The organism is Kitasatospora sp. CMC57, assembly GCF_045866025.2.
GTDB lineage: Bacteria > Actinomycetota > Actinomycetes > Streptomycetales > Streptomycetaceae > Kitasatospora.
On the sequence record NZ_AP035881.2, the window covers coordinates 5,736,375 to 5,761,228 of the forward strand.

The 24,854-nt window shown below is 72.1% G+C and carries 26 protein-coding genes and 1 pseudogene; 15 read left to right on the forward strand and 12 right to left on the reverse strand.

All coding sequences use genetic code 11. The features are described 5' to 3' along the window. Positions 1 to 33: 33 nt before the first annotated feature. Positions 34 to 468 carry a CBS domain-containing protein gene (locus ACKUU6_RS25585; protein WP_407990913.1) on the reverse strand — a complete coding sequence of 145 codons (435 nt, stop codon included), beginning with the start codon at positions 466 to 468 and terminating at the stop codon, positions 34 to 36. Between the two features lie 202 nt (positions 469 to 670). Here ACKUU6_RS25585 and ACKUU6_RS25590 point away from each other — a divergent pair, with 202 nt between their 5' ends. Both ACKUU6_RS25590 and ACKUU6_RS25595 read left to right on the forward strand, forming a co-directional pair. Then, complete coding sequence (locus ACKUU6_RS25590) at positions 671 to 1,069, forward strand: (2Fe-2S) ferredoxin domain-containing protein (RefSeq protein ID WP_407990914.1); 399 nt, start codon at positions 671 to 673, stop codon at positions 1,067 to 1,069. 44 nt (positions 1,070 to 1,113) lie between these two features. Continuing rightward, the gene (locus ACKUU6_RS25595; protein ID WP_407990915.1) at positions 1,114 to 1,890 is read left to right on the forward strand and encodes an aminotransferase class IV family protein; all 777 of its coding nucleotides are present in this window, start codon (positions 1,114 to 1,116) and stop codon (positions 1,888 to 1,890) included. Between the two features lie 22 nt (positions 1,891 to 1,912). Here the strand turns inward: ACKUU6_RS25595 and ACKUU6_RS25600 are convergent, their stop codons facing one another. The 3 genes from ACKUU6_RS25600 to ACKUU6_RS25610 form a co-directional block, all read right to left on the reverse strand. Further along, positions 1,913 to 2,437 (reverse strand): MAB_1171c family putative transporter, encoded by a 525-nt coding sequence (locus ACKUU6_RS25600; RefSeq protein WP_407990916.1) that lies wholly within the window; start codon positions 2,435 to 2,437, stop codon positions 1,913 to 1,915. Continuing rightward, entirely contained in the window at positions 2,434 to 2,841 is a 408-nt protein-coding gene (locus tag ACKUU6_RS25605) for a ParH-like protein (protein WP_407990917.1), read from the reverse strand. The genes ACKUU6_RS25600 and ACKUU6_RS25605 overlap by 4 nt, the downstream gene beginning before the upstream one ends. A 145-nt stretch (positions 2,842 to 2,986) precedes the next feature. Further along, entirely contained in the window at positions 2,987 to 3,409 is a 423-nt protein-coding gene (locus ACKUU6_RS25610; protein WP_407990918.1) for an XRE family transcriptional regulator, read from the reverse strand. A gap of 285 nt (positions 3,410 to 3,694) precedes the next feature. On the opposite strand from ACKUU6_RS25610, the gene ACKUU6_RS25615 reads away from it, so the two are divergent. The 3 genes from ACKUU6_RS25615 (at position 3,695) to ACKUU6_RS25625 (ending at position 7,921) form a co-directional block, all read left to right on the forward strand. After that, complete coding sequence (locus ACKUU6_RS25615; protein ID WP_407990919.1) at positions 3,695 to 4,207, forward strand: flavin reductase family protein; 513 nt, start codon at positions 3,695 to 3,697, stop codon at positions 4,205 to 4,207. A 292-nt stretch (positions 4,208 to 4,499) separates the two neighbouring features. Further along, positions 4,500 to 5,720 (forward strand): hypothetical protein, encoded by a 1,221-nt coding sequence (locus ACKUU6_RS25620; RefSeq protein ID WP_407990920.1) that lies wholly within the window; start codon positions 4,500 to 4,502, stop codon positions 5,718 to 5,720. A gap of 17 nt (positions 5,721 to 5,737) precedes the next feature. Beyond that, entirely contained in the window at positions 5,738 to 7,921 is a 2,184-nt protein-coding gene (locus ACKUU6_RS25625; RefSeq protein WP_407990921.1) for a tetratricopeptide repeat protein, read from the forward strand. A gap of 66 nt (positions 7,922 to 7,987) precedes the next feature. Here ACKUU6_RS25625 and ACKUU6_RS25630 read toward each other — a convergent pair whose 3' ends face one another. After that, positions 7,988 to 8,983: a hypothetical protein gene (locus ACKUU6_RS25630; protein ID WP_407990922.1), complete on the reverse strand. Its 996-nt coding sequence runs from the start codon at positions 8,981 to 8,983 to the stop codon at positions 7,988 to 7,990. A 142-nt stretch (positions 8,984 to 9,125) separates the two neighbouring features. After that, positions 9,126 to 9,599 (reverse strand): Dps family protein, encoded by a 474-nt coding sequence (locus ACKUU6_RS25635; RefSeq protein ID WP_407990923.1) that lies wholly within the window; start codon positions 9,597 to 9,599, stop codon positions 9,126 to 9,128. Positions 9,600 to 10,084: 485 nt separating this feature from the next. On the opposite strand from ACKUU6_RS25635, the gene ACKUU6_RS25640 reads away from it, so the two are divergent. After that, positions 10,085 to 12,418, forward strand: a complete 2,334-nt coding sequence (locus tag ACKUU6_RS25640) for a glycosyl hydrolase family 95 catalytic domain-containing protein (RefSeq protein WP_407990924.1) — start codon at positions 10,085 to 10,087, stop codon at positions 12,416 to 12,418. A gap of 18 nt (positions 12,419 to 12,436) precedes the next feature. Here ACKUU6_RS25640 and ACKUU6_RS25645 read toward each other — a convergent pair whose 3' ends face one another. Together ACKUU6_RS25645 and ACKUU6_RS25650 are read right to left on the reverse strand one after the other, a co-directional pair. Continuing rightward, on the reverse strand, positions 12,437 to 12,922 hold the full coding sequence (locus tag ACKUU6_RS25645; RefSeq protein ID WP_407990925.1) for a peroxiredoxin: 486 nt from the start codon (positions 12,920 to 12,922) through the stop codon (positions 12,437 to 12,439). Positions 12,923 to 12,987: 65 nt separating this feature from the next. Next, entirely contained in the window at positions 12,988 to 13,320 is a 333-nt protein-coding gene (locus ACKUU6_RS25650; protein ID WP_407990926.1) for a YnfA family protein, read from the reverse strand. An 84-nt stretch (positions 13,321 to 13,404) separates the two neighbouring features. Between ACKUU6_RS25650 and ACKUU6_RS25655 the strand changes: the two genes are divergently transcribed. Next, entirely contained in the window at positions 13,405 to 14,094 is a 690-nt protein-coding gene (locus ACKUU6_RS25655; protein ID WP_407990927.1) for a GNAT family N-acetyltransferase, read from the forward strand. 7 nt (positions 14,095 to 14,101) lie between these two features. On the opposite strand, the gene ACKUU6_RS25660 is transcribed toward ACKUU6_RS25655, so the two are convergent. Both ACKUU6_RS25660 and ACKUU6_RS25665 read right to left on the reverse strand, forming a co-directional pair. After that, complete coding sequence (locus ACKUU6_RS25660; protein ID WP_407990928.1) at positions 14,102 to 14,689, reverse strand: GNAT family N-acetyltransferase; 588 nt, start codon at positions 14,687 to 14,689, stop codon at positions 14,102 to 14,104. Positions 14,690 to 14,741: 52 nt separating this feature from the next. Next, a complete protein-coding gene (locus ACKUU6_RS25665) occupies positions 14,742 to 15,953 on the reverse strand; it encodes a pyridoxal phosphate-dependent aminotransferase (protein ID WP_407990929.1) in 1,212 nt (403 codons plus the stop codon). Between the two features lie 97 nt (positions 15,954 to 16,050). Here ACKUU6_RS25665 and ACKUU6_RS25670 point away from each other — a divergent pair. Then, positions 16,051 to 16,401 (forward strand): annotated as a pseudogene (locus ACKUU6_RS25670) (winged helix-turn-helix transcriptional regulator); the annotation flags it as partial. A 46-nt stretch (positions 16,402 to 16,447) separates the two neighbouring features. Here the strand turns inward: ACKUU6_RS25670 and ACKUU6_RS25675 are convergent. Beyond that, complete coding sequence (locus tag ACKUU6_RS25675; RefSeq protein WP_407990930.1) at positions 16,448 to 17,254, reverse strand: GNAT family N-acetyltransferase; 807 nt, start codon at positions 17,252 to 17,254, stop codon at positions 16,448 to 16,450. 93 nt (positions 17,255 to 17,347) lie between these two features. On the opposite strand from ACKUU6_RS25675, the gene ACKUU6_RS25680 reads away from it, so the two are divergent. Further along, a complete protein-coding gene (locus ACKUU6_RS25680) occupies positions 17,348 to 18,142 on the forward strand; it encodes an SGNH/GDSL hydrolase family protein (protein WP_407990931.1) in 795 nt (264 codons plus the stop codon). Between the two features lie 48 nt (positions 18,143 to 18,190). Here the strand turns inward: ACKUU6_RS25680 and ACKUU6_RS25685 are convergent, their stop codons facing one another. Next, positions 18,191 to 18,565 carry a cupin domain-containing protein gene (locus ACKUU6_RS25685; RefSeq protein WP_407990932.1) on the reverse strand — a complete coding sequence of 125 codons (375 nt, stop codon included), beginning with the start codon at positions 18,563 to 18,565 and terminating at the stop codon, positions 18,191 to 18,193. A gap of 102 nt (positions 18,566 to 18,667) precedes the next feature. Here ACKUU6_RS25685 and ACKUU6_RS25690 point away from each other — a divergent pair, with 102 nt between their 5' ends. The 6 genes from ACKUU6_RS25690 to ACKUU6_RS25715 all read left to right on the forward strand — a co-directional run bounded on the left by ACKUU6_RS25690 (position 18,668) and on the right by ACKUU6_RS25715 (position 24,670). Then, positions 18,668 to 19,120, forward strand: coding sequence for a MarR family winged helix-turn-helix transcriptional regulator (locus tag ACKUU6_RS25690; RefSeq protein WP_407990933.1), 453 nt, complete (start codon positions 18,668 to 18,670; stop codon positions 19,118 to 19,120). An 85-nt stretch (positions 19,121 to 19,205) separates the two neighbouring features. Next, the gene (locus ACKUU6_RS25695; protein WP_407990934.1) at positions 19,206 to 19,556 is read left to right on the forward strand and encodes a VOC family protein; all 351 of its coding nucleotides are present in this window, start codon (positions 19,206 to 19,208) and stop codon (positions 19,554 to 19,556) included. Between the two features lie 118 nt (positions 19,557 to 19,674). Beyond that, a complete protein-coding gene (locus ACKUU6_RS25700) occupies positions 19,675 to 20,334 on the forward strand; it encodes a hypothetical protein (protein ID WP_407990935.1) in 660 nt (219 codons plus the stop codon). Positions 20,335 to 20,753: 419 nt separating this feature from the next. After that, on the forward strand, positions 20,754 to 21,986 hold the full coding sequence (locus ACKUU6_RS25705) for a cytochrome P450 (protein WP_407990936.1): 1,233 nt from the start codon (positions 20,754 to 20,756) through the stop codon (positions 21,984 to 21,986). Positions 21,987 to 21,992: 6 nt separating this feature from the next. Beyond that, complete coding sequence (locus ACKUU6_RS25710; protein ID WP_407990937.1) at positions 21,993 to 22,190, forward strand: ferredoxin; 198 nt, start codon at positions 21,993 to 21,995, stop codon at positions 22,188 to 22,190. Between the two features lie 161 nt (positions 22,191 to 22,351). Then, on the forward strand, positions 22,352 to 24,670 hold the full coding sequence (locus ACKUU6_RS25715) for a Tex family protein (RefSeq protein WP_407992239.1): 2,319 nt from the start codon (positions 22,352 to 22,354) through the stop codon (positions 24,668 to 24,670). Positions 24,671 to 24,854 lie beyond the last annotated feature (184 nt).

The following is a 24,854-nucleotide window of genomic DNA, read 5'->3' on the forward strand; positions in this document are numbered from 1 at the left end:
GCAACCGGGGGCCCGTACGGGTGGGGATGAGGGTCAGCGTTCGACGTAGACGCTGTCCATGAAGTCGACGATCTGCTGGTCGGTCAGGCGGCCGCCCTCGCGGTGGCCCATGGCCAGGTCGGCCTCGCTGATCATGCCGATCAGCTGTTCGCCGTCGATCACCGGGATCCGGCGGATCTGGTGCTGCTCCATCTTCCTGAGCACGTCGTCGATGCTGTCGTCCGCCCGGACGCAGTGCAGGTGGCCGGCCAGCTCCATGGCCTTCATGTCGGCCGGATTCCGGCCCTCCGCCAGACATCGGATGACGATGTCCCGGTCGGTGATGATCCCCTTGAGCTTGCGATCCGCACCACAGATCGGCAGGGCGCCGACGCCCATGTCCCGCATCATGACGGCCGCTTCGGCCAGGTTCTGGTCGGCGCCGATGCACTGCGCGCCGGGGTGCATGATGTCGCTTGCCGTGATCATGAGTTCGTAACCTCCTCGCCCACCCCGGCCGGTCCGGGGTGTGACTCCGGTCACCCTATGCAGGTGCCGGGAGGCCCGCACGGCGAGCGGCGGGCCGGGGTGCACGGTCGGTGGGGCGGGGCCGGGAGTGGCGGTGGCCCGGGCGGTAAGGTGCACGTCAGGGGCTCGGGGTGCTGGGTCGGAAGGTGTGGGAGGGGAACTGATGGCTCGTAAGGCGGTCAAGAAGCCTGCCGCCGCGCCGGTGACGGTGACGGTGTGTCGCGGGTGCTGCTGCGGTACGGAACGGCGGCATCCGGAGGTGGACCACGCGGCGCAGCTGGTCCGGTTGAAGGAGGGCGTCGGTACGGCGGGACGGGTGCGGGCGGTGCCGTGCCTGGACGCCTGCGACCACTCGAACGTGGTCGTGGTGAGCCCGTCCGCCGAGGGGCGCGCGGCGGGTGGCCGCCCGGTCTGGCTCGGCTGGGTGCTGGCGGACGACATGCTGGACGAGATCACCGACTGGGTGAAGGCCGGCGGCCCCGGCGTCGCGGACTCGCCCGGCACGCTCGACCTCCAGGAGTTCGCGGTCTCGCGGCGGGTGCGCGAGGGCCTGCCAGGCTGAGGTGCGTCGGCTGAGGTCGGCCGGGGCCTGGCATGCTTCGGGGCATGGCGGAACTGAACGGTAGGCCGGTACGCCCGGCGGAGCTCCAGGCCCTGGCGCTCACCAACTACGGACACTTCACCACCATGCGGGTGACCAACGGCCGGGTGCGCGGGCTGACGCTCCACCTGGACCGGCTGCGCCGGGACTGCCGGGCACTGTTCGGCACCGAGCTGGACCTCGACCTGGTCCGCACGTACGCCCGCCGGGCGGTGCCGGGGAGCGGCAGCACGCTGCTACGGGTGACCGTCTTCGACCCCGCGCTCGACCTCGGCACCCTGGGTGGGCCGGCCGACCCCGCCATTCTGGTGACCACCCGTCCGGCGGGCGACGGTGCGGTGCCGCCGCCGCTCCGGGTGCGCTCGGCGCGGTACGTCCGGGACCAGCCCGAGGTGAAGAGCGTCGGCCTGTTCGGCGCGCTGCGGCACCGGCGGGCGGCGCAGCTGGCCGGGTACGACGACGCGCTGTTCGTGGACGACGGCGGGGCGGTCAGCGAGGGCGGCACCTGGAACCTCGGGCTGATCCGCGACGGCGAGCCGGTCTGGCCGGAGGCCGCGTACCTGCCGGGCACCACGCTGGAGCTGCTGCGCGGGCTGCGGCCCGGCCGCGGCGAACGGGTCCCGCTGGCCGGTCTTGGCGGCTTCGAGGCCGCGTTCGCCACCAATGCGGCGATCGGTGTCCGCCCGATCGCCGCCGTGGACGGGGTGGAACTGGCTGCCGCGTACCCGCTGATCACCGAGCTCGCCGCTGCCTACCGCGCATTGCCGGGCGACCCCGTGTAAGGCCGGTCCGGCCGGCCCGGCCCTAGCAGTGCCGGATCACCGGCGGCCAGGGTGCGGCGTGCTGTACGCCGGGGCGGCGGGCGCCGAGGCCGGCCGCGCGGGTCGAGCGGGTGAAGGCCTCGGTCACGTCGATCAGCCAGGCGGTCTCGGCCTCGATGCTGGCCTGCACCTCGTGCGCGGTGTACGGGACGGGTGGCCCTGCCCGGTACGGCAGCCCGGCCTCGGCGGCGGCCAGCGCGGCCGCGATGCACGCGGCCTCGGCCCGCGCCGCCGCGTTGCCGCCCTCGCCGGGCCGGCCGGCGGTCGCCACCGCCCAGCTGTGCACCCCCGGATGGACGTAGGGGCGCAGCGCGAGCCGGCCGTCGTGGATCTCGATGATGCGGCGGTAGAGCGCGAACTCAGCTCCGAGCGGGAACGCCGGGCGGAGCGGGGCGGCCGGTGTGGAGAGCGCGATCTCGGGCACCGCGCGGTGCAGGGCGGCCCAGAGTGGGCCGATCCGCCGGTACGCCGTCCAGGCCCGCAGCCAGCGGACCGGTGCTGCGGTCATAACCGGCTGCCGCGTCTGGGCCGGTGCAGGGCCAGCGAGGCGAACAACTCGGCCTCTTGCTCCTGGAGTTCGGTGTAGACCGTGCGCCCCAGGACCCGCTGCACCAGCTCGTCGGAGAGGCTCGGCAGGAGTGCCTGTACGGCTCCGGAACTGAGCCCCTCGGTCCCCGCGTGGCCGGACAGCAGATGGCCCAACTCGTGCAGCAGGATGTGCTGTTGGTGCAGCGCCGTGGTGGCGCTCGGGTAGCCGATGTAGTCGGCCCGGTCGGTGGTGACCAGCAGACCGCAGGGGGTGTGGGCCCGGACCGGCAGCTGGATCAGTTCGATCGGCCGTCCGCGCCGCTCGGCGAGCGCGGCCACCAGCTCCGCCGGGTCGAAGGGTGCCGACAGGGGGAGGGCTTCCACCATCCGTCGACATCGGCGCCAGAGCATCCGTCGCCGCCGGTCCGTGAACCACCGCACAGTCCCACCCCCAGGCCCGGTCCCATCACGGTCAGCGATGCCCGACACGCTGAGAGCGATCCTAGGCGTGTGAAGGTCTGATGGACAGTCATTCCGAGCGGTGCGATCCGGCCTCTCTCCGGGCGATGATCTCGATCATGTCGCTGATCGTGCCGAGCCCCTCGGGCGAGAGCGAGACCGCCCGCAGGGCCACGTCGCGGACGCCCGCATCCCTTAGCGCGCCAAGGAGTTGGAGCTCCTCGGTGATTCGGCTGCTCTGCTCGTCGTCGAAGAAGTAGGCCGGGGGCACCTGGAAGAACTGCGCCAGCGCCTCCAGGTGGCGTTTGGTCGGGTTGTCCCGCCGCCCCGTTCTGAGCTGCCAGAGGTACGTGGCCGAGAAGGTCTCGCCGGTGGCCTCACGGCAGGCCCTGGCGACCTCCTCGTTGCTGTACGGCTCGCGGTCCGGGCCTCGGACCACCTCGAAGAGCCGGTCGATCCGGTCGGCGAGCGTGGCGGCTCCGGATCGGGGCACCGCGCACCTCCCTTGCTCGTTCCATCGCTGCGCCGCGAGCGCGGCCGGAGCCCGGCGGCCCCGTCGTCCCATCCTAGTTGGCCAGGTGCCGGAACCACCCCGGTCGACTACACCCCGTCCGGTCCGGCCGACGGCCACCACCCGGCCAGGTCGGACCTGTTGACGCCCCGACGGTGAGCTGCCAGTCTGCGATGGCTCCGTCTGAGATGAATGAACAGGCCAAGTCCCGTCCATCTGGGACTGGTAGAGGTTCCACCAGGACTCCACCAGGGAGGGGCGTGCCGGATGGCCCTCGACAAGGCGGTCGAGGCGGACCGCCCACTGCGCGCGGTACTCGGGCGCTACGCAACCGGCGTCGCGGTGGTCACCACCCGCCACCGAGGACGGCCCGCAGGTCTGACCGTGAACTCCTTCACCTCGGTCTCGCTGGAGCCGCCGCTCGTGCTCTGGTGCCTGCAGCGCTCCTCCGCGAGCCGGGCCGCTTTCACCGGTGCCGACCACTTCGCGGTCAACCTGCTCGCCGCCGACCAGCGCGACCTCGCCGTCCGCTTCGCGGGCTCGGGCGACCGCTTCGCCGAGCTGCCCGGCGAACAGGGCCGGTACGGGCTGCCGCTGCTGGACGGAACCGTGGCGACGCTGGTCTGCCGTCGCGAGCGCGTCCTCCCGGCCGGCGACCACCTGGTCCTGATCGGCCGCGTGCTGGAGCACCGGGCCGCCTCGGGCGCCCCGCTGCTCTTCGTCGACGGCGGTTTCCACGCCGCGCCTGACGGACCGTCAACTCCGGTGCCGGACTGTTGACATGAGCGAGCCCCCGTTCCATGCTGAGGGACGTCGCGACAGCTGAGATGAATATTCGAAGCCGGGCGATTCACTACCGCTGGTTCCGTTCTGTCAGCCCGAGGAGAGGACACACCATGAAGAAGATCGTGATTCGCAAGGCCGGCCCCGTCCGCCTGACCAGCTCGGCCCAGACCATGTACGGCTGCGGCTGCGACGCCTGAGCCCTCAGCTCCAGCTGACGGGGTCGGCCGCTCCGGCGGCCGGCCCCGTCAACCGCTACCGCCCCGCAGGGATCGTCCCCGGAGGACCGATGAGCCCCTCGACCGACCACGCGTCCGCCGGCCCGGATCTCGACCGCCCGGTCCCGCTGCACCCGCTGGTCTACCTGGAGGAGGGCGAGGAGGTCACCGTCGGCCGGGTCGACACCGACTCCTACGCGGTGCTCCCCGCCGACGGGGCGGAACTGGTCCGCCTGCTGGCCGACGGTCTGACGCCCCGTGAGGCGGCGCGTGCCTACGAGCGGACCCACGGCGAGAGCGTCGACATCGCGGACCTGCTCGCCGGGCTGGACGAACTCGGCTTCGTCCGCACCGGCGACGAGCCGCCACCGCCACCGGTGCGCTGGCAGCGCCTCGGCCGGGCCCTGTTCAGCCCGCCCGCCTGGGTCTGCTACCTGCTGGTCATCGCCCTGGGGATCGTCGAGACGGTCCGCAGGCCCGAGCTGGCTCCGCACCCGGCGAACGTGTTCTTCAGCCCCTACTTCACCGTGGTCTCACTGGTCCTGTTCGTCGGCCAGTTCCCGCTGATCCTGGTGCACGAGGGCTTCCACGCCCTCGCCGGACGCAGGCTCGGCCTGCCGAGCAGGCTCTCGTTCGGCCACCGCCTGATCTACATCGTGCTGGAGACCTCGCTCGACGGACTGGTCACCGTGCCCAGGCGGAAGCGCTACCTGCCGATCCTGGCCGGGATGCTCGCCGACACCGTGCTGACCGCCACCCTAACGCTGACCGCCGACGCCACCCGCCTCCCCGGTGGCGGACTCAGCGGGGTCGGCCGGCTCTGCCTCGCCCTGGCTTATGCCACCCTGCTGCGGCTCGCCTGGCAGGCGTTCCTCTACCTGCGGACCGACATCTACGTGCTGCTCAGCACCCTGCTCGGCTGCCGCGACCTGCACGCCACCGCGACCGGCGTGCTGCGCAACGCCGTCCGCCGGCGGCGCGGGCGCCCGCTGCTGGACGAGTCGGCCTGGCATCCCGTCGACCGCCGGGCGGCCCGCTGGTACGCCTGGTTGATCGTGGCCGGTTACGCCTTCTCGCTGACGGTCTTCGCCCTCGGCGTGATCCCCGCCGGGGCCCGGTTCGTCACGGGTGCGCTGGCCCGCTTCGGCGGGCACGCCCCGCTGGGCCCGTTCCTCGACTCCACGGTGTTCTTCGCCCTGGCCGTCCTCCAGCTCGGTGCCGCCGTCGTGATCGCCCGCCGGGACCGGCGCCGCCGGAAGTCCGCTCCCGAAGCAACAGCACCCGCTCTCTGACGAAAGGCACCACCGCCATGGCCGAGCCCCGCCACCACTGGATCCGGGCGCCGCACCGCGCCGCCAGGGCCGCCGCCCACGAGCAACTGGCGCTGCCGCCGGTCCTGGTGACGGTCAGTGCGCACCGCCGACTGCGCGGCCCGTACACCGCCGTCGGCTCCCTGCTGCGGGCCCTGGTCCCGGACGCGCTGACGCGCTGCCCCGAGGTGGTCCGGCGGCACGACGTCGAGATCCTCAGCACGGCGCCCGAACTGCGCGGCACGGTCCCCGCCTCCCGGGAGACCCTCACCTCGCTGGCGGTGCCGAAGGAGCGCACCCGCTACTACTCCCGGCTGCGCACCCTGCGAATCGCGCACGGCCTGGTCGAGTTCCTCACCGAGTACGCGCTCGCGCTGGGCGGCGGGCCGCACACCCTGGTGGTCGAGGACCTGCACCGGGCCGATCCGACGGACCAGGAGTTCATCGCCGTCCTGGTCCGCCGGATGGACCCGGCGCTCCTCACGGTGGTCGCGCACACGGGGACGGAGCCGGTCGAGGAACCCGAGGGCGAGACGGCCGCCCCGCTGGCGCCCGCCCTCGCCGCACACTGCGTGGCCGTCGACGGCACGGCCCCGGCCGAGCACCAGCACCTCCCGGAGTCCGGGCTCGCGGCGCGGTACGTGGACGAGGACGGCACGTCCGAGGACCCACGGGCGGCCGAGGCGTACCAGCTCCTCCCGGCCGCCGACCGGGCGGCGCTGCACGACGCCCGGCGGCTCCAACTCGAGGCGCTGGACGAGCAGTCGCTGAGCCTGGGCGCCCTGCTCTGGCACGCCGAGCACGGCTCGGATCCGTCCGGTGCGGGCGCCGACCTGCTCCGCGAGGCGAGCAACTACTGCACCGACATGGGCTTCTACCACGCGGTCCTGGACTACGGCGAGCGCGGCGCCGCCCTGGTCACCCATGACAGCCACCCCCGCCACTGGTGGACCTTCCTCGCCAAACCGGCCAACGCGCTGGCCGGCCTCGGCCTGACGGACCGGATCCTGCCGCTCTGGGAGCAGGCCCGCGCGGTCAGCACCGATCCGGAGATCCACCTGCAGTGCGCGTACGGCACGGCGATGCTCTACACCCGCTTCCTGGACGACGACCAGCGCGACCACCGGGTGGCACGCGGCTGGATCAACACCGCGATCGCCTTCGCCACCCGGACCCCCGACCCCAAGGAGCGGGCCTTCCGGACTGCCTTCAACCGCAACGGGCTGGCCCTGATCGAGGTCCGCGAGGGGCGTCCCGAGGCGGCGCTCGCGCTGCTGGACGAGTGCGTCGCCCGCCTGGACGAGATCCTCGACCCGGGCGAGCACGCCCTGCACCGCTCGGTGCTCGTCTACAACCGCGCCCAGGTGCACGGCGGGCTCGGCCGGCACGAGGACGCGGTGGCGGACTACACCTCGGTGATCACCGTCGACCCCAACTACGCCGAGTACTACTTCGACCGGGGCATCGTGCTCCGGCGCACCGGTCGCTCCGCCGAGGCGCTGGCAGACTTCGACGAGGCGATCCGGCTCTCGCCGCCCTTTCCCGAGGCGTACTACAACCGCGCCGACGTACGGGCCGAACTCGGCGACGTGAAGGGCGCGGTGCAGGACTTCGGCTACGTCATCGAGCTCGACCCGGCCTTCGTCGACGCCTACCTCAACCGGGCCGGGCTGCTCACCGACCTCGGCGACCTGCCGGGCGCCCGCCGGGACGTCGAAGCCGGGCTGGCGCTCGACCCGGACAACGCCCAACTGCGCACCGTCCAGGGCCAACTGCACGCGGCGGAGGGTGAGAACGAGCAGGCGCGCACGGCGTACTCGGCAGCCCTGGCGGCAGACCCGGGCCTCGCCCAGGCGTGGGCGCTGCGCGGCGAACTGGCCTACGAGGAAGGCGACCTGACGGCGGCCGCTGCCGACCTGGAAGAGGCCGTCCGGCTGAGCGAGGACCCGGGGCTGCGCTTCAACCTGGCCGTCGCCTACCAGGACGCCGGACGCCACGGCGACGCCCTCGGCCTGCTCGACAGCGTGGTGGCGGAGACCGACGACCCGTCGGCCAGGTTCCAGCGCGCCGGTTCGCTGCAGGCCCTGGGCCGCGGTCCGGAGGCGCTGGCCGATCTCAGGGCCGCCGTGGAGGCGGATCCGGATCTCGTGCTCACGGACGACGCCCGGGCCCTGCTCGGTTAGGGGCTGTCAGACCATTGGTCCGTCGCCGGCCGGGGGAGCACGCCCCCGGCCGCCGGCTGAGGCGGGTCAGTAGCCGCGGGCGCTCTTGCCCGGGTTGGCCTGCTGGACCTTGGCGGCCAGGTCGTGGCCGTCCCGGGAGACGTTGTAACGGTCCATCATGTAGTTCATCGAGGCGGCGCAGCTGGCGACCGGGTCGTAGATGTTGGTCGACGTGCCCGACTGGTGGTAGGCGGCGAAGGTGCTCGGGATGCACTGCCAGGGGCCGCGCGAGGAGTTCGCCGGGAAGCCGTCGGACTGCTTCGGGCCGGTGGCGTTGCTGTCCCAGCCGTTGGCCAGCGGGAGCGAGTTGAAGGAGGACTCGCGGCCGGCCATGGTCAGCAGGCCCTTGGTCCACTGCTCGCGGGCCTTCGGGTCGGTGATGCCCATCAGGTCCAGGGTCTGGCTGATGTAGTCCCGGACGGCGGCCTCGCCGCTCTTCCAGGAGCCGCGGCCGCTGTACTCGACCTCCTTGACCGAGATCTTGCCCTCGTGCGAGGGCTTCGAGTCCGGGTCGTTGCCCTGGTCGCCGTCACCGCCGCCGTCGTGGCCGCCCTGGTCACCGCCGGTGCCGTGGCCGTTGCCGTGACCGGTTCCCTTCCCGGTGCCGTGGCCGTCACCGTTGCCGGTGGGCTTGGGCTTCTCCGGCTGCCGGCGGTCCTTCTCCTGCTTGCGCTGGTCCTCCTCGATCTGGCGGTCCGCCTCCTGGTACGCCTTGATCACTCCCTGGAGCTTCTGGACGTCCTCGGCGATCGCCTGGGTGAGCTTCTCCTTGGTCTGCTGGAGCTTCTCGGCCCGGGCGTTGATGTCCGCCACCTCGCCGGCCACCTGCCCGGCCACTGCGGCGAAACCGATGATCCCGGCGAACGGTGCGGCCATCAGGTCGGTGGCGGCCGCCTTCGCCACCGTGCTCTTGATCTGACCGAGCTTGGCGGTCATCTCGGCCATCCGCTCGCTCATCTGCTGCCAGTCCCGCTGGATCTCGGCCAGCTCGGTCAACGAGACCCCGAACTTGTCACCGCTCATACGGCTCTGCCCCCTGCTCCCGGTCCGCCCACGAACCTTCGCCCGCACCCCGTGTGTTGACGTTCGGTCAATCATCCTGCCATGACGCGGCCGCCCACCGAAGTGCACGGTGGGCGGCCGGGTCCTGGGCGGTCCTGACAGGTCAGACGCTGTTCTCCGCCTGGGCCATCCAGGAGTACTTCTCCAGGTCAGCGGTGAGGCCGATCAGGATGTCCTGGCTTACCGGGTCCGGCTCGCCGGTGGCTTCGATCCGGCCGCGCATCCTGGTGATCACGGCGGCGAGCGCCTCTACCAGGGTGTTGACGGCGGTGCTGTCGACCACCTGGCCCTCGGGAGAGGTGGAGATCCCGCTGGTGTCGGCGACCGTCTTGGCACGGCCGTCCGGCGAGACGCCGATCGCGGCCGCCCGCTCGGCGACGGTGTCGGCGTGCAGCCGGGCCAGCGTCACCACCTCGTCCAGCTGGAGGTGGACGGAGCGGAACCGCGCGCCGACCACGTTCCAGTGCAACTGCTTTGCCACCAGTGAGAGGTCGACCAGATCGACCAGCGCCCCCTGCAACGCCTCGCCGACCACCTTGCGGTCGGCGTCCGGCAGCGGGCTCTTGATTCCGTACATCGGGATGCCTCCTGGACTTGGCTCGACTCCGCTGGCCAGCATGCCACATGAAACGGACAAGGCGGACATTCCCCGCTGTTGGGCGAGCCCGCAGCGGGCCCCGCGGTGAGCCCATGGCCGGATGGTTCGTTCGGGGCCTGTCGGTCGAAGCGCTTCGCGGGTCGGCGCGACGGTCCGGAGGGTGAAGACGGTGAAACTCGGCCCATCGGCCGGGTTTGTGTCGTTCTGGCTGGTCCAGGCCACTGTTCGGGGAGCGTTCTCCGATGCCCCGGTGTGGTCGACCGCTCCGTGTCGATGTCAAGACTTGAAGTGTTAAGCGCGTGCAAACCCTTGTGCGCCGACCGCCCGCTGTCCTAGCCTCGGCGCCAAGTTGAAGCGCTTCGACGGTGTGCTTTGACTGTACCTCACCAAATTCCTGCACCGGGCCTGATCGGCGCCGTACAAGGTCCGTCGGTCTGATCGCAATCAGGAAGGGCTTCCCCCACATGCCCCGTCATGGCATCCACGACACCGCACCCGCCACCCGCTGGGAGGACGCGTACCTGAGCGGCAACGGCCGGCACGGTGCGCTGGTGCACGGCCGGACCGATGCCGAGACGGTGGTGGTCACCCACCACGACCTGGTGCTGCCGGACGCCGCCTCCGGCGTCGAGCCCCCCGCGCTGGCAGGTGAACTCCCGGCCGTCCAGGACCTGTTGCTGGCGGGAGAGCAGGCCGAGGCGGTCCGCAGGTTCGGTGGCGACTGGGAGCCCCGGTACGTCCAGCCGTTTCACCCGGGCTTCGCCGTCAGCTGGGTGCGCTCGCGCCGGGAGGAGGTCACCGAGTACCGCCGAGAGCTGGACTTCAGGACCGGTGTGGTGACCACCCGGTGGCGGGAGGGCGGCGGCGAGTGGCTGGCGGAGTGCTTCGTCTCCCGGGCCGACGACGTGGTGGTGCAGCGCCTGGTCGCCCCCGAGGGGGCCGCGGTCGAGGCCGAGATCGGCCTGGACGGCCGGCTGCCGGGCGCCCCGGACGGCCTGCGGGCGGCGGTCCGCTCGGTGTACCGTCCGGCCGAGATAGCGGCCGGGGCCGAACTGCCTCGCGACACTGCGCTGTTGCGGCTCCGTGCGCGCTATCCGGACAGTAGCTACGGCTACCGGGGCGCGGCCCGGATCGTCGCGACCGGCGGTACGGTGCGCTGTGACGGCCCTCGGGTGTACGTCTCCGGCGCGGCGGAGCTGCTGGTGCTGACCCGTACCGCCCGGGGCGAGATCGGCCCCCCGGCGTCCGAGTTGAGCCGGCTCGACACCGGGATGTACCGGCTGCCCGCCGACCACCGGGAGCTGCTGGCGCGGCACGTGGCCCTGCACGGACCCGCCTACGACCGGGTCGGCCTCGATCTCGGCGCACCGGAGGAGGACCGGCAGCGGCCGGTCGCCGAGCTGCTGGAGCGCCAGTCGGCCGATCCCTCGGTGCTCCAACCGGCCCTGCTGGAGGCTCTGTTCGCGGCCGGCCGGTACCACCTGCTGTCCGCCTCCGGCGCGTTGCCGCCGAGGCTCTGCGGCCTCTGGACCGGCGACTGGCACACCGCCTGGGGCGGCGCGTTCACCACCAACGCCAACCTCAACCTGCAGATCGCCTCCGCCGCCACCGGCGACCTGCCCGAGGCGACCCACGCCCTGGCCGCGCTGGTCCGGGGTCAACTGACGGACTGGCGCACCAATGCGCGCCTGCTCTACGGCACCCGTGGTGTGGTCGCCCCCGCCCACACCGACGGCACCAACGGCCTGCAGTACCACTTCAACCACAGCTGGGCGCACCACCTCTGGACGGCCGGTGCGGACTGGCTGCTGCAACCGCTGGTCGAGTACGTCGAGACCTCGGGCGACCTGGACTTCCTGCGCACCGAACTGCTCCCGCTGCTGGCCGAAGTGGCGGACTTCTACGCCGACTTCCTCACCCGCACCGACCCGGACGGCACGCTGGTGCTGGTCCCGTCGTACTCCCCGGAGAACCACCCGACCGGCCCGGACGGCACCCAGCTCCCGGCCGCCGCCTCGATCAACGCCACGATGGACCTGGCCGCCGCCCGGCACGCCCTGCTCACCGCCGCCGACCTCACCGAACTGCACACCGACGCCTCCGGCGCGCACTGGCGGACGGTCGCCGACCGGCTCCCCGACTACCGGGTGAACGCCGACGGCGCGCTCGCCGAGTGGGCCTGGCCGTCCTCGGGCGACACCTACGATCACCGGCACGTCAGCCACCTCTACCCCGTCTGGCCGCTGGACGAGATCAGCCCTGACACCACTCCCGCGCTGGCCGAGGCGGCCCGTACGGCGCTGCTGCTGCGTGGTGACGAGAACCACTCGGGCCACGGGCACCTGCACCGCGCACTGGCCGCCGCCCGGCTGGACGACCCGGTCCTGACGGGCCGCCAGCTCTCGCAACTGCTCATCAGGGACTTCTACTTCCGCTCCCTGATGAGCAGCCACTACCCGGACCGGAACGTCTACAACGCGGACGTCGCGCACGCCCTGCCCGCCGTGCTGATCGAACTGCTGCTCCGCTCACACCCCGCCACGGCCACCGCGCCGGCCCGGCTGGTGCTGCTCCCGGCGCTGCCCGACGCACTGCCGCACGGCAGCCTGTACGGCCTGCGGACCCGGTTCGGCGCGGTGGTGCGGTCGTTGAGCTGGACGCCGGCGGCCGTCACCGTCGTGCTGTGCAGCCCCGTCGACCAGGAGCTGACGGTGCGGTCGGGAGCGGTGGGCAAGCACGCCCCCGTGCGGCTCCTGCTGACGGCGGGGGAGGAGCGGACGGTCCGCTTCGACCGGTGACCGCGTGCCGGCCGGCCGTCACTCCGTCGCGAGGGCGGCCAGCTGGGCGGTCAGGGTGTCGGTGTGCTGGAAGGTCAGACCGGCCAGCGCGATGTGGCGCCAGGTCACGGTGCCGCCGCCGTCCAGGATGAAGACGGAGCGGCGCAGGCCGAGGCCGGGCACCGTGATGCCGTAGGCCCGGGCGACGGCGCGCTCCGGGTCGGCGAGGAGCGGGAAGGCCAGCCGGTGCCTGCGGGCGAAGCGTTCGTGGCTGTCGAGGTCCTGCGGGCTGATGCCCCAGACGGTGGCGCCGAGGTCCTTGAACCGGTCCAGGTCGGAGGTGTACTCGCAGAGCTGCTTGGTGCAGACCGGCGTGTCGTCCCCTGGGTAGAAGACCAGCACCAGGGGGCGGCCCTTGGCCTCCTCCAAGCGGTACTCGCGCCGCTCGGCGACGTCCTCCGCCAGCAGCAGACCGGGCAGCGTGAACGACGGAGCCGACGCTCCGACCTCGGGCGGCTTGGCCATGGAACTTCCCTCCGGTACTGGAGCAATGCCTCTGGCACTGTACTTGGTCCGCCTGGCACCGGGTGTCAGCGGCGGGGCCCGTACATGATCACCCCGACGCCCACCAGGCAGATCACCGCGCCGAGGAGGTCGGAGCGAGTGGGCCGGAAGCCGTCGACGGCCATGCCCCAGAGCAGGGAGCCGGCCACGAAGATCCCGCCGTACGCTGCAAGGACCCGGCCGAAGTGGGAGTCGGGCTGGAGGGCGGCGAAGAACCCGTACCCGCCGAGGACGAGGATGCCGAGGCCGGCCAGCCACCACGGGCGGGATTCACGGACGCTCTGCCAGATCAGCCAGCAGCCGCCGATCTCGGCCACGGCCGCGACGGCGAACAGGGCGACGGAGCGCAGTACGGTCATGCAGGCGAGCCTAGGCGCTGTGCGGGCTGGCTACGATGATCAAAGGCTGCGCCGGGTGGGCGCGCGGGACGGGACGGGGATCTGATGCCGCATCCGCTGGACAACCCGGTCGTGGCGGCGCTGGCCGGACCGCATGCGGAGTTCGCCGAGCAGCAGGGCAGGGCGGTGCGGTACGCCAGGGACGTGACGCCTTTTCACGGGCTGCCGGACGAGCCGCGGGCGGCGGACTGGGCCGACCTCGCCGTGTTGGCCGGGCCCGGGGCGGTGGTGCTACTCGCGGTCGACGCGGCGGTCTCGCCACCCGGGGACTGGGAGGTGGCCTTCCGGATCGAGGGTGTGCAGCTGGTCGGTGCGGACGTGGTCGGCAAGGCGGACCCCGAGACGGTCCGGCTCGGCCCCGATGACGTCCCGGAGATGCTCGCGCTGGTCGAACGGACCCGGCCGGGACCGTTCCTGGCCCGGACCGTCGAGATGGGCAGCTACCTGGGCATCCGCCGGGACGGCGTGCTGATCGCGATGGCGGGCGAGCGGATGCACCCGCCGGGACACACCGAGATCAGCGCCGTCTGCACGGACCCCGACCACCGTGGCGAGGGGCTGGCCTCCCGGCTGGTCCTGGCGGTGGCGGCGGGGATCCGGGAGCGCGGCGAGATCCCGTTCCTGCACGCGGCGGGGGACAACACCAACGCGATCCGGCTGTACGGGACGCTCGGTTTCCGGCTGCGCCGTCCGGTGACCTTCCTCGGCGCCCGGGTGCCGGGCGGAGCGGGCTGACGGCTGGTCAGAGCTCGCCCTGGAGCAGGGCGTGCAGGTGCATGTCGTGCCAGCCGTCGGCGTGCAGCAGCGAGCTGCGCAGGGTGCCTTCCAGCGTGTACCCGGCCTTCTCCGCGACCCGGCAGGAGGCCGGGTTGGCCACCGAGTGGCGCAGCCGGAGCCGGTGCAGGCCGAGTTCGTCGAGGGCCCACCGGCTGAGCCGTTCGGTCGCGGCCACGACCACCCCGCCGCCCCGGGCGGCCGGCAGCACCCAGTAGAGGATCTCGGCGCTGCCGCCCTGGAGGTCGATCTCGTTCCAGCCGATCAGGCCGATGGCCGCCTCGCCGGGACGGGAGATCGCCCAGATCGCGCCCTGCTCGGCGCGCCAGCGCTCGTGCATCCGACCGATCCGCGCGCGGGCCTCCTCGACCGTCCCCACCGAGAAGAGGTTCCACTGCCGGATGTCCGGATCGAGGCTCGCGGCCAGCAGGCTCTCCGCGTCCTCCGGCTGCCAGGGCCGCAGTTCGAGGCCGCCCGGCAGGTCGAGCACGGGCTGTTCCGCGTCGGCCATCCGGCCTGCGGGGACGACGGGGAGAAGGGGCCACACGGAGGTCATCGCGGCATCGTGTCAGAACGCCCGCCGCGACGCCACCGCTCACCGCCCGGTGCTACTGCCGGTACGTGGTCAGAAAGCGGCCGATCCGGCTGATCGCGGTCTCCAGGTCGTCGGCCCGGGGCAGGGTGACGAAGCGGAAGTGGTCCGGGCGGGGCCAGTTGAAGCCGGTGCCCTGGACGATGTGGATCTTCTCGCGGAGCAGCAGGTCGAGCACGAAACGCTCGTCGTCGACGATCCGGTGCACGGCCGGGTCGAGCTTGGCGAAGGCGTACAGCGCACCCTTGGGCTTGACGCAGCTGACGCCGGGGATCTCGTTGAGGGCCCGCCAGGTGACATCGCGCTGTTCGGTCAGGCGGCCGTTCGGCAGCGTGAGGTCCTGGATGGACTGGTGGCCGCCGAGGGCGGCCTGCACGGCGTACTGGGCCGGGACGTTGGGGCACAGGCGCATGCCCGCGAGCATGGTGAGCCCCTCCAGGTAGTCCTTGGCGTGCTGCTTGGGCCCGGAGACCACCAGCCAGCCGCTGCGGAAACCCGCCACCCGGTACGCCTTGGAGAGGCCGTTGAAGGTGAGGGTGATGACGTCGTCGGCGAGCGCGGCGAGGCAGTGGTGCTCGACGTCGTCGTACAGGATCTTGTCGTAGATCTCGTCGGCGAGCACCATCAGGCCGTGCCGACGGGCGAGTTCGAGGATCCCGAGCAGCAGTTCCTTCGGGTAGACCGCCCCGGTCGGGTTGTTGGGGTTGATCACCACGATGGCCTTGGTGCGGTGGTTGATCTTCGAGGCGATGTCGTCCAGGTCGGGGTACCACTCCGCCTCCTCGTCGCAGAGGTAGTGCACCGCCTTGCCGCCGGCCAGCCGGACCACCGCGGTCCAGAGCGGGAAGTCCGGTGCGGGGACGAGGACTTCGTCGCCGTCGTCCACCAGTGCCTGGACCGCCATCTGGATCAGCTCGGAGGCACCGTTGCCGAGGTAGACGTCATTGACCGTCACCCCCTGGACACCGCGCTGCTGGTAGTACTGCACCACCGCGCGCCGGGCGGGCAGGATGCCGCGCGAGTCGCTGTAGCCGTGCGCGTTGGGGAGGTTGCGGATGATGTCCTGGAGGATCTCCTCCGGCGCCTCGAAGCCGAACGGGGCCGGGTTGCCGGTGTTCAGCCGGAGCACGCTGTGCCCGGCCTCCTCGAGCGCGTTGGCCTGTTCGACCACCGGGCCGCGGATCTCGTAACACACGCCCGCCAGCTTGCTGGACTGCCGAAACTCCACTGCGGCCTCCCGACCGTCGCACCGCGCCATCCTTCGGTTGCTTTGTTCTACCAAGTATCCACTTGGAAAGTCCAACCTTTTGGCTATGCTGAGCCACATGCCACGCCGAAGCTACGACCAGTACTGCGCCGTCGCCCGCGCCCTGGACGCGGTGGGGGAGCGCTGGAGCCTCCTGATCGTCCGTGAACTCCTGGACGGCCCACGTCGCTACACCGACCTGCACGCCGATCTGCCGGGCGTGTCGACGGACATCCTGGCCACCCGGCTCAAGCAGCTGGAGGGTGAGGGCGTGGTGGAGCGCCGCAAGCTGGAACGCCCGGCCAACGCGGTGGTCTACCAGCTCACCGAGCGCGGTCTGAGGCTGCGCCGGGTGGTCGACGCGCTGGGTGCGTGGGGCCTGGACGATCTGGGCGAACCCAGGCCGACCGACGCCGTCCGGGAGCACTGGGTGACCGGCGGCCCGTCGGTCGCGCCCACGGGCTGAACCGGATGTGCTACTCGGCGGGTTCGGCGATCAGTGTGGTGCCGACCGGCCGGAAGCCGACCCGGGCGTAGATCCGGGCCACGTCCTGGTCGCCCGCCGAGAGGAAGACCGTCTCCACCCCGCGCGCCCGGGCGTCCGCGACCAGGGCGGCGGTGACCACGTACCCGAGGCCCTGGCGGCGGGCGGACGGCAGGGTGCCGATGCCGACCAGTTCGCTGACCGAACCGACCGGCTGGTGCTGGCCGCCGCAGAGCGCGGTGCCGTCGGGGCCGAACGCGGCGGCCACCACGGTCAGGCCGTCCCGGATCCGGTCGGCGGTCCGCTCGGCCGTGCCGTCAATGGTCAACCGGGTCGTCATGGCGGCGAGTTCGTCAGGGCCGGCGGTGCCGATCGCGGTGCCGGGTTCGCCGAAGGAGAGGTAGGCCACCGCGAGGGCCTCGGCCAGCGCCGGATCGTCGGCGCCGACCACCCGGGCCGCGCCGGTCGGGGTCGGGGAGGGGGCCGGGTCCAGTGCCATCAGCGGGTGCTCGTGCACGGCGAGCCCGGAGCCCTCGACGGCGGCCCGCAGCCCGGGGGTGGTCTCCGCGACCCACTCGAAGCTCTCCGGCACGCCGAGCTCGCGCTGCCGGGCCCGGACCCGCTGCACGTCCGCCACCGTGGCCGACGCCCCGGACCAGCCGAGAGTGGGCCGGCCGTAGTAGGGCCAGCCCTCGCCGTCCCGGACGAAGAGCGACAGCGGCCCGAAGTCCTCGGCGCGGGCGGCGTTGCGGGGTACGGCGTCGTAGTACCGCTCGATGCGGTCGAGAAGATCGGTCACGCGCGCATGCAACCAGCTGGGCGGACCGACCGCCACCCCTTGTCACGACGGCTGCTTACCGGCCGGTATCCGGGCGCGTACGATTGTTGAGCTATGGACAACATCACCACCGCCATTACGTACCGCAGCTACGTCGCCGTCGGGGACTCGTTCACCGAGGGCATGTGCGACGAGCTGCAGCCCGACGGACAGTTCCTCGGCTGGGCGGACCGGGTCGCCCGGGCGCTGGCCGCCGAGCAGGGGCCCGGCTTCCGCTACGCCAACCTGGCGGTGCGCGGCAAGCTGATCGGACAGATCCACGACGAGCAGCTGGACGCCGCCGTCGCGATGGGCGCCGAGCTGGTCACGCTGGCGGGCGGGCTGAACGACGTGCTGCGGCCGAACTGCGACGTCGACCGGGTCGAGGAGCTGCTCGGCCGGTCGGCCGAGCGCCTGCTCGCGGGCGGCGGCACGGTGGTGATGTTCACCAGCACCGACCCGACCAGGCGGCTCGGCGGCAGCGCCCGGCTGCTCGCCCCGATCCTGCGGATGAAGGCGTTCGTGGAGGGGCTGGCCAAGGCGCACCCGAACCTGGTGGTGGTGGACCTCTACTCCGCCCCCTGCTTCGACGACCGCCGGCTCTGGGACGAGGACCGGCTGCACCTCTCGCCCGAGGGGCACCGCCGAGTGGCCACCGCCGTATTGGAGGCGCTCGGCCGTCCCGCCCCGTACGACTGGCGGGCGCCGCTGCCGGCCGCCGAGCCGCACGGCCGGAGCGCGAAGCTGCGCTCCGACCTGCGCTGGCTGCGGATCCACCTCGGCCCGTGGATCGGGCGCCGCCTCACCGGCAGGTCCTCCGGCGACGGCCGGGCGCCGAAGCGGGCCGAGCTGCTGCCGTACGAGGGCTGACGCCGACTCCCGTACAAGGGCTGACGGCCGACTCCCGTACGACGCCGGTCAGTTGGCCCACGGTGGGGCGACCACCGTGCCGTCGGCCAGGGTGGCCTGGAGGCCGACGCCGGTGGTGACCCAGGCGGTGGCGGCGCTGACGCCGGGGTTGTCGACGCAGAAGCTGGACCCGGCGGGGACGATGACCGTGTCGCCGGGGGCCAGGGTGGTGCGCTCGCCGTCCAGTACGACCTCGGGGGAGCCCCCGAGCAGGTGCAGGATCTCCTCGCGGCTGACGGTGTGCGGGGTCCCGGCGGTCCCGGCCGGGATCTCCAACCGCCAGGCGCAGAGTTCGGCGCTGCCGGTGGCGGGGTTGGCGTGAACGGTGAACCGGGCGCCGTGGATCTCGTGCACGGTGGTCGAGTTGCTGCGGATGACGGGCAAGGGCCTCTGCTCTCTCAATAGTCAAGCTGCTTGTCTATATGGTCAAGTAACTTGACTGGTTTCGTCAAGGGTGTGGTCCCGATGAGTGGCACAATCTCGCGCATGAGCGAGCCCGACCCCATCGCCCTGAGCATCCCTCCGCTGCTGATCGCCCTGGCCGCCGATCTCGTGCACGAGATCGACGCGGGCGTGTGCCGGCGCGGCTTCGACGACGTGCGCCCGGCCCACGGCTACGCCTTCGCCCGGCTCGCCCCGGGCGGCGCCACGGTCAACGAGCTGGCCGAACACCTCGGCGTCAGCAAACAGGCCGCCAGCCAGATGGTGGAAGAACTGGTCCGCAAGGGCTACGTCGAACGGCATCCGCACCCCACCGACGCCCGCGCCCGGCTTATCGAGCTGACCCCCCGCGGCTGGGAGTGCACCCGCGCCGCCGACGACGCCGCCGCCGAGGCGGTGGTCCCCTGGGCCTCCGTGCTGGGGCCCGAGCGGCTCCGGCAGCTCCACGACGACCTGGCCCGCCTCGCCCCCTCCGGCCCGTTGCGACCGGCGTGGTGACGGGCCGTCGGTGAGCTGACCGAAGCCGGGTGACGCTCCGGCGGTTCGCGCGGACGGGCGGCGGCGTGACTCCTACCATCGGGTCATGTTCAGTGGCGCACACGTGATCCTGCACAGCTCGGACGCCGAGGCCGACCGGGCGTTCGTCCGTGACGTGCTCGGCTTCCCCCATGTCGACGCCGGCCGCGGTTGGCTGATCTTCAAGCTGCCGCCGGCCGAGCTGGCCTTCCATCCGACCGAGGCCCCGCCGCACAGCGAGTGCTACCTGATGTGCGAGGACCTCGACGCCGTGCTCGCCCGGCTGGCCGAACAGGGCGTGCACCCCGTCACGCCGCCGACCCGGCAGAGCTGGGGCATCGTTACGGCGATCCCGCTCCCGAGCGGCTTCGAGCTGCTGCTCTACCAGCCCACCCACCCGCTCGCGTACGAGCTCTGACCCGACCGGTCTGGAGCCCGGCCGGCGGCGGTCGACGGGGCCTCAGAACTTGCTATCGTGCCGGTGATTCAACGGCGTGCGAGCCCGGTCGCCGCCACCAGAGCACTCGGGGGATTCCATGCAGCAGCCGCCACCTCCCTACGGCGATCCGGTCGGTTCCCCGACGGGCTTCGCGCCGCCGGAGCCGCACCACCGGTCGCCGGTGATGGTCTGGGGTGTGGTGGCGGCGGTGGTGAGTGCGGCCGCCGGGGTGGCCAGCGCCGCGGCGGCGTTCATGGGCGGTGGTTCGCAGCCGTCCGCCACGCCGCCCGTTTCGACCTCGGTGGTCGCGTCGGCTCCCGCGCCCGAATCGGCGGCCGGGCCGGCCAGTACCAGCCCGAAGCCGGTGCCGGCACCGGCGGCCGCCAAGGTGCGCTGGACGGGGAAGATCGTGCTCGGCCTGTGGGGCGTCGACCTGAACCAGGTGCCGCCGGTCCTCGGCGCCGACGACCTGTCCTTTCTCCGGCCGTCCGCAGGGCGCACCAACAGCGGTATGGAGGTCAAGGGCACCGTCGCCCTGTGGACCGACAGCGCTGAGCCGACGGCTCAGGGCTGCCTCGACCTGCTCCAGACGCAGCGGCACGACCGGGTGGACGTGGTGGCGGGCGACCGGGTCTGCGTGGTCAACGAGAGCTCGCCGATCGCCCTGCTCGCCGTCACCAAGACACACCCCTCACAAGGGAGTTACGGCGAACTGGACGCCGACCTCACGGTCTGGGACCTGAAGATGAAGCGCTGACCCCGGGCAGCACGACCGGGTGCCGCACGGAGATCCGCTGCGGTGCGGAAGCGGACGCGCCGTCATGCCGAGCCGGCAGGGCGGTGCGGTGAGGCGCAGTCCCTCGGGGGATGGGTTCCAGCCGGTGCGGCCGCAGAGGCGCAGCGTGCCGTCGATGCGGGCAGTCGGGCCGCGCGCAGCACTCTGACGTCCCGTCAAGGGGGCCCGGTGCGCCGACCTGGCGCTTTTCAGCCGCAGACGATCTGACATGGCCAGTACCAAGAGTCCGTTGGTTCGTCCAGGGACCGTCCAGGTGACAGGGGTGGGAGGGTCGCCGTTGTAGGGGTCCGCTAGGGGGTCGACAGGGAGTGCGGAGTCGATATCTTCCGTTTCGCAAACCTGCTCGACTGGTCCCAGGTGACCGAACAACGGGAGCGGAAATGACCGAAATTGACACCCCCTCATCCCTCAGACAAGCCCCGCCGCAGTTCCCGATGGAGCGGAAGTGCCCGTTCCAGCCGCCGGCCGAGTACGCCGTGCTCCGTGCCGAGGAGCCGGTCTCCAAGGTCACGCTCGCGGTCTCCGGCAAGGAGATGTGGGCGGTGAGCCGGCAGGAGCACGTGCGCCAGGTCCTCACCGACCCGACCATGAGCTCCAACTTCAAGCACCCCGGGTACCCGCTCCAGGTGCCGGTGCCGGACGACATCCTCCAGGCCATGGAGCTGCCGCTGGTCGCGATGGACCCGCCGGTGCACGGGCGGCACCGCCGCGAGATCATCCCCGAGTTCACCCTCAAGCGGATGCAGGCCCTCACCCCGCGCATCCAGGAGATCGTGGACCAGCACGTCGACGCGATCCTCGCCAAGGGTGGCCCGGTCGACCTGCTGACCGAACTTGCCATCCCGGTACCGTCGTTGGTGCTGTGCGAGCTGCTCGGCGTACCGCCCGAGGACATCCCGGAGTTCCGCGACTTCGCGGAGACCACGGTCAGGAGCGACGTCACCCCGCAGGAGGTCGGGATGGCGATCCACCAGATGGACGTCTACCTCGACAAGCTGGTCACCGCCAAGGAGCAGTCCCCGACCGAGGACGACCTGCTCGGGCGGATCGTGCTCAAGAACGCCGCCGAGGGCAACCTCAACCACCGGGAGATCGTCGCGCTCGCCCGGATGCTCATCTCCGGCGGCTTCGACACCCTCACCAACATGATCGTGCTCGGCGTCGCGGCGCTGCTCGAACACCCGGAGCAGCTGGCACAGATCAAGCAGGACCCGGAGCTCACCCGGAACGCCATCGAGGAGCTGCTGCGGTTCCTCAGCATCGCCGACTCGGCCCCCTCCCGGGTCGCCACCCAGGACCTGGAGGTCGGCGGGGTCCTGATCAAGGCGGGCGAGGGCATCATCAACCTGACCGCCTCGGCCAACCGGGACGAGAGCGTCTTCGAGAACGCGGACCAGTTGGACATTTTCCGCGAGATCGGCCTGCACTCCGCGTTCGGGCACGGCGTCCACCAGTGCCCCGGCGCCAGCCTGGTCCGGGTCGAGCTGAAGATCGTCTTCGACACGCTCTTCGCCCGCATCCCCGGGCTGCGGCTCGCGGTGCCGGTGGAGGAGCTTCCCTTCAAGCGCGCCACCCTCATCCAGGGCCTGGACGCACTACCGGTCACCTGGTGAGCCGTGATGCCCCTTTCGGTCCATCGTGAGCGCTGCATTGGATCCGGAACCTGCGTCTACACCGCACCCGACGTCTTCGCCCAGGACGAGGACGAAGGTCTCGTCGTCCTGCTGACGGACGGTCCCGACCTGGCGAACGCCCGGTCCGTCCGCTCGGCCGTCGAACGCTGCCCCGTCGCGGCGATCTCCCTCGACGAGACCTGATCCGGCCCGACGGCCGGGGTGCTGCGACCACCTTCCGCAGCACCCCGGCCGCGAGTCGGCGCCGCCCCGGGGCAGGTCGCGGCCGTCCGGCGGCGGTTACCTGCCAGAATGCTGGGCGGAACTCAGGCTGAATCCAGGAGAAGGTGGCCGGCTTCGTGACCATGTCAGTCGAACGGAAAATCGCCGAAGAGCTGGGCGTACGGGAGGGGCAGGTGAGGTCCGCCGTCGAACTGCTCGACGGTGGCGCCACCGTGCCCTTCATCGCCCGCTACCGCAAGGAGGTCACCGGCGAACTCGACGACACCCAGCTGCGCACGCTCGAGGAGCGGCTGCGCTACCTGAGGGAGTTGGAGGAGCGGCGGGCCGCCGTACTGGAGTCGATCGAGAGCCAGGGCAAGCTGGACGACGCCCTGCGCGCGCAGATCCTGGCCGCCGACTCCAAGGCCCGGCTGGAGGACATCTACCTCCCGTACAAGCCCAAGCGGCGCACCAAGGCGCAGATCGCCCGCGAGGCCGGTCTCGAGCCGCTCGCCGACACCCTGCTCGTCGACCCGTCCCAGGACCCGGCCGCGCTCGCGGCGGGCTACCTGAACGAGTCGGTGGCTGACGCCGCCGCGGCGCTGGACGGGGCCAGGTCGATCCTGGTCGAGCGGTTCGGTGAGGACGCCGACCTGGTCGGGACGCTGCGCGAGCGGATGTGGACCAGGGGCCGGCTGGTCGCCACCGTCCGGGAGGGGAAGGAGCAGGACGGCGCCAAGTTCGCCGACTACTTCGACTTCGCCGAGCCGTACGGCAAGCTCCCCTCGCACCGCATCCTGGCGATGCTGCGCGGCGAGAAGGAGGAGGTGCTCGACCTCGAACTCTCCCCGTACGAGGGCGCCGAGGGCGATCTGCCCGGTGCGAACGACTACGAGCAGCGGATCGCCGCCAGGTTCGGCATCGCCGACCGGGGCCGTCCGGCCGACAAGTGGCTCGGCGACACCGTCCGGTGGGCCTGGCGGACCCGGATCCTGGTCCGGCTCGGCATCGACCTGCGCACCCGGCTGCGGCAGGAGGCCGAGGACGAGGCGGTACGGGTCTTCGCCGCCAACCTGCGCGACCTGCTGCTGGCCGCCCCGGCCGGCACCCGCGCCACCATGGGCCTGGACCCGGGCTTCCGGACCGGCGTCAAGGTCGCGGTGGTGGACGCCACCGGCAAGGTGCTCGGGTACGACACCATCTACCCGCACCAGCCCGCCAACAAGTGGGACGCCTCGATCGCCACGCTGGCCGCGCTGGCGAAGCAGCACGACGTCGAGCTGATCGCGATCGGCAACGGCACGGCCTCCCGGGAGACCGACAAGCTGGCCGAGGACCTGATCAAGCGTCACCCCGAGCTGAAGCTCACCAAGGCGATGGTCTCCGAGGCGGGCGCCTCGGTGTACTCCGCCTCGGCCTTCGCCTCGCAGGAACTGCCCGACCTGAACGTCTCGATCCGGGGCGCGGTCTCCATCGCCCGACGGCTCCAGGACCCGCTGGCCGAGCTGGTGAAGATCGACCCCAAGTCGATCGGCGTCGGCCAGTACCAGCACGACCTCAGCGAGTTGAAGCTCTCGCGGTCGCTGGACGCGGTGGTCGAGGACTGCGTCAACGCGGTCGGCGTGGACGTCAACACCGCCTCGGCGCCGCTGCTCACCCGGGTGTCCGGGGTCACCGGCACGCTGGCCGAGAACATCGTGGCGCACCGCGACGCGAACGGCCCGTTCCGGACCAGGCGGGCGCTCAAGGACGTGGCGCGGCTCGGCCCGAAGGCGTTCGAACAGTGCGCGGGCTTCCTGCGGGTGCCCGGCGGTGACGACCCGTTGGACGCCTCCGGCGTACACCCGGAGGCGTACCCCGTGGTCCGCCGCATCCTGGCCGCGACCGGCGGTGACCTGCGGTCCCTGATCGGCAACGGGGCCGCGCTGCGGGCGCTCCGGCCGTCCGACTTCGCCGACGAGACCTTCGGCGTGCCGACCGTCACCGACATCCTCGGCGAGCTGGACAAGCCCGGGCGCGACCCCAGGCCCGCGTTCCGGACCGCGACCTTCAAGGAGGGCGTCGACAAGATCGGCGACCTGGAGGTGGGCATGGTGCTGGAGGGCGTGGTCACCAACGTCGCGGCCTTCGGCGCGTTCGTGGACGTGGGCGTCCACCAGGACGGCCTGGTGCACGTCTCGGCGCTGTCGAAGAACTTCGTCAAGGACCCGCGCGAGGTGGTCAAGCCCGGCGACATCGTCAAGGTCCGGGTGGTCACGGTGGACGTGCCGCGCAAGCGGATCGGGCTGACGCTGCGGCTGGACGACGAGGTCGGCAAGTCTCCGTCCCCGTCCCAGGGGCGTGACCGTGACCGGGGACCGCGACCGCCTCGGCAGGACCGCAGGAGCCCCGCCGCTCCGGCCCCGGCGGCCAACAGCGCGATGGCCGATGCCCTCCGCCGCGCGGGCCTGACCGGCAAGTAGCGGCGCCGACCGGCCCCGGCCCACCGCCCGCGCTGACCGGGCGGTGGGCCGGGGCCGATCCATGTGCCGTACCGGTACGGCCGGTCGGCTAGGCCCGGTCCGGGCGATCTTGTCGGATCAGTGTGTGGCGTCGGGCGCCCGGCTGGGTGTGCGGCCGGAACGGCCTCGTACTGGTTCGTACATG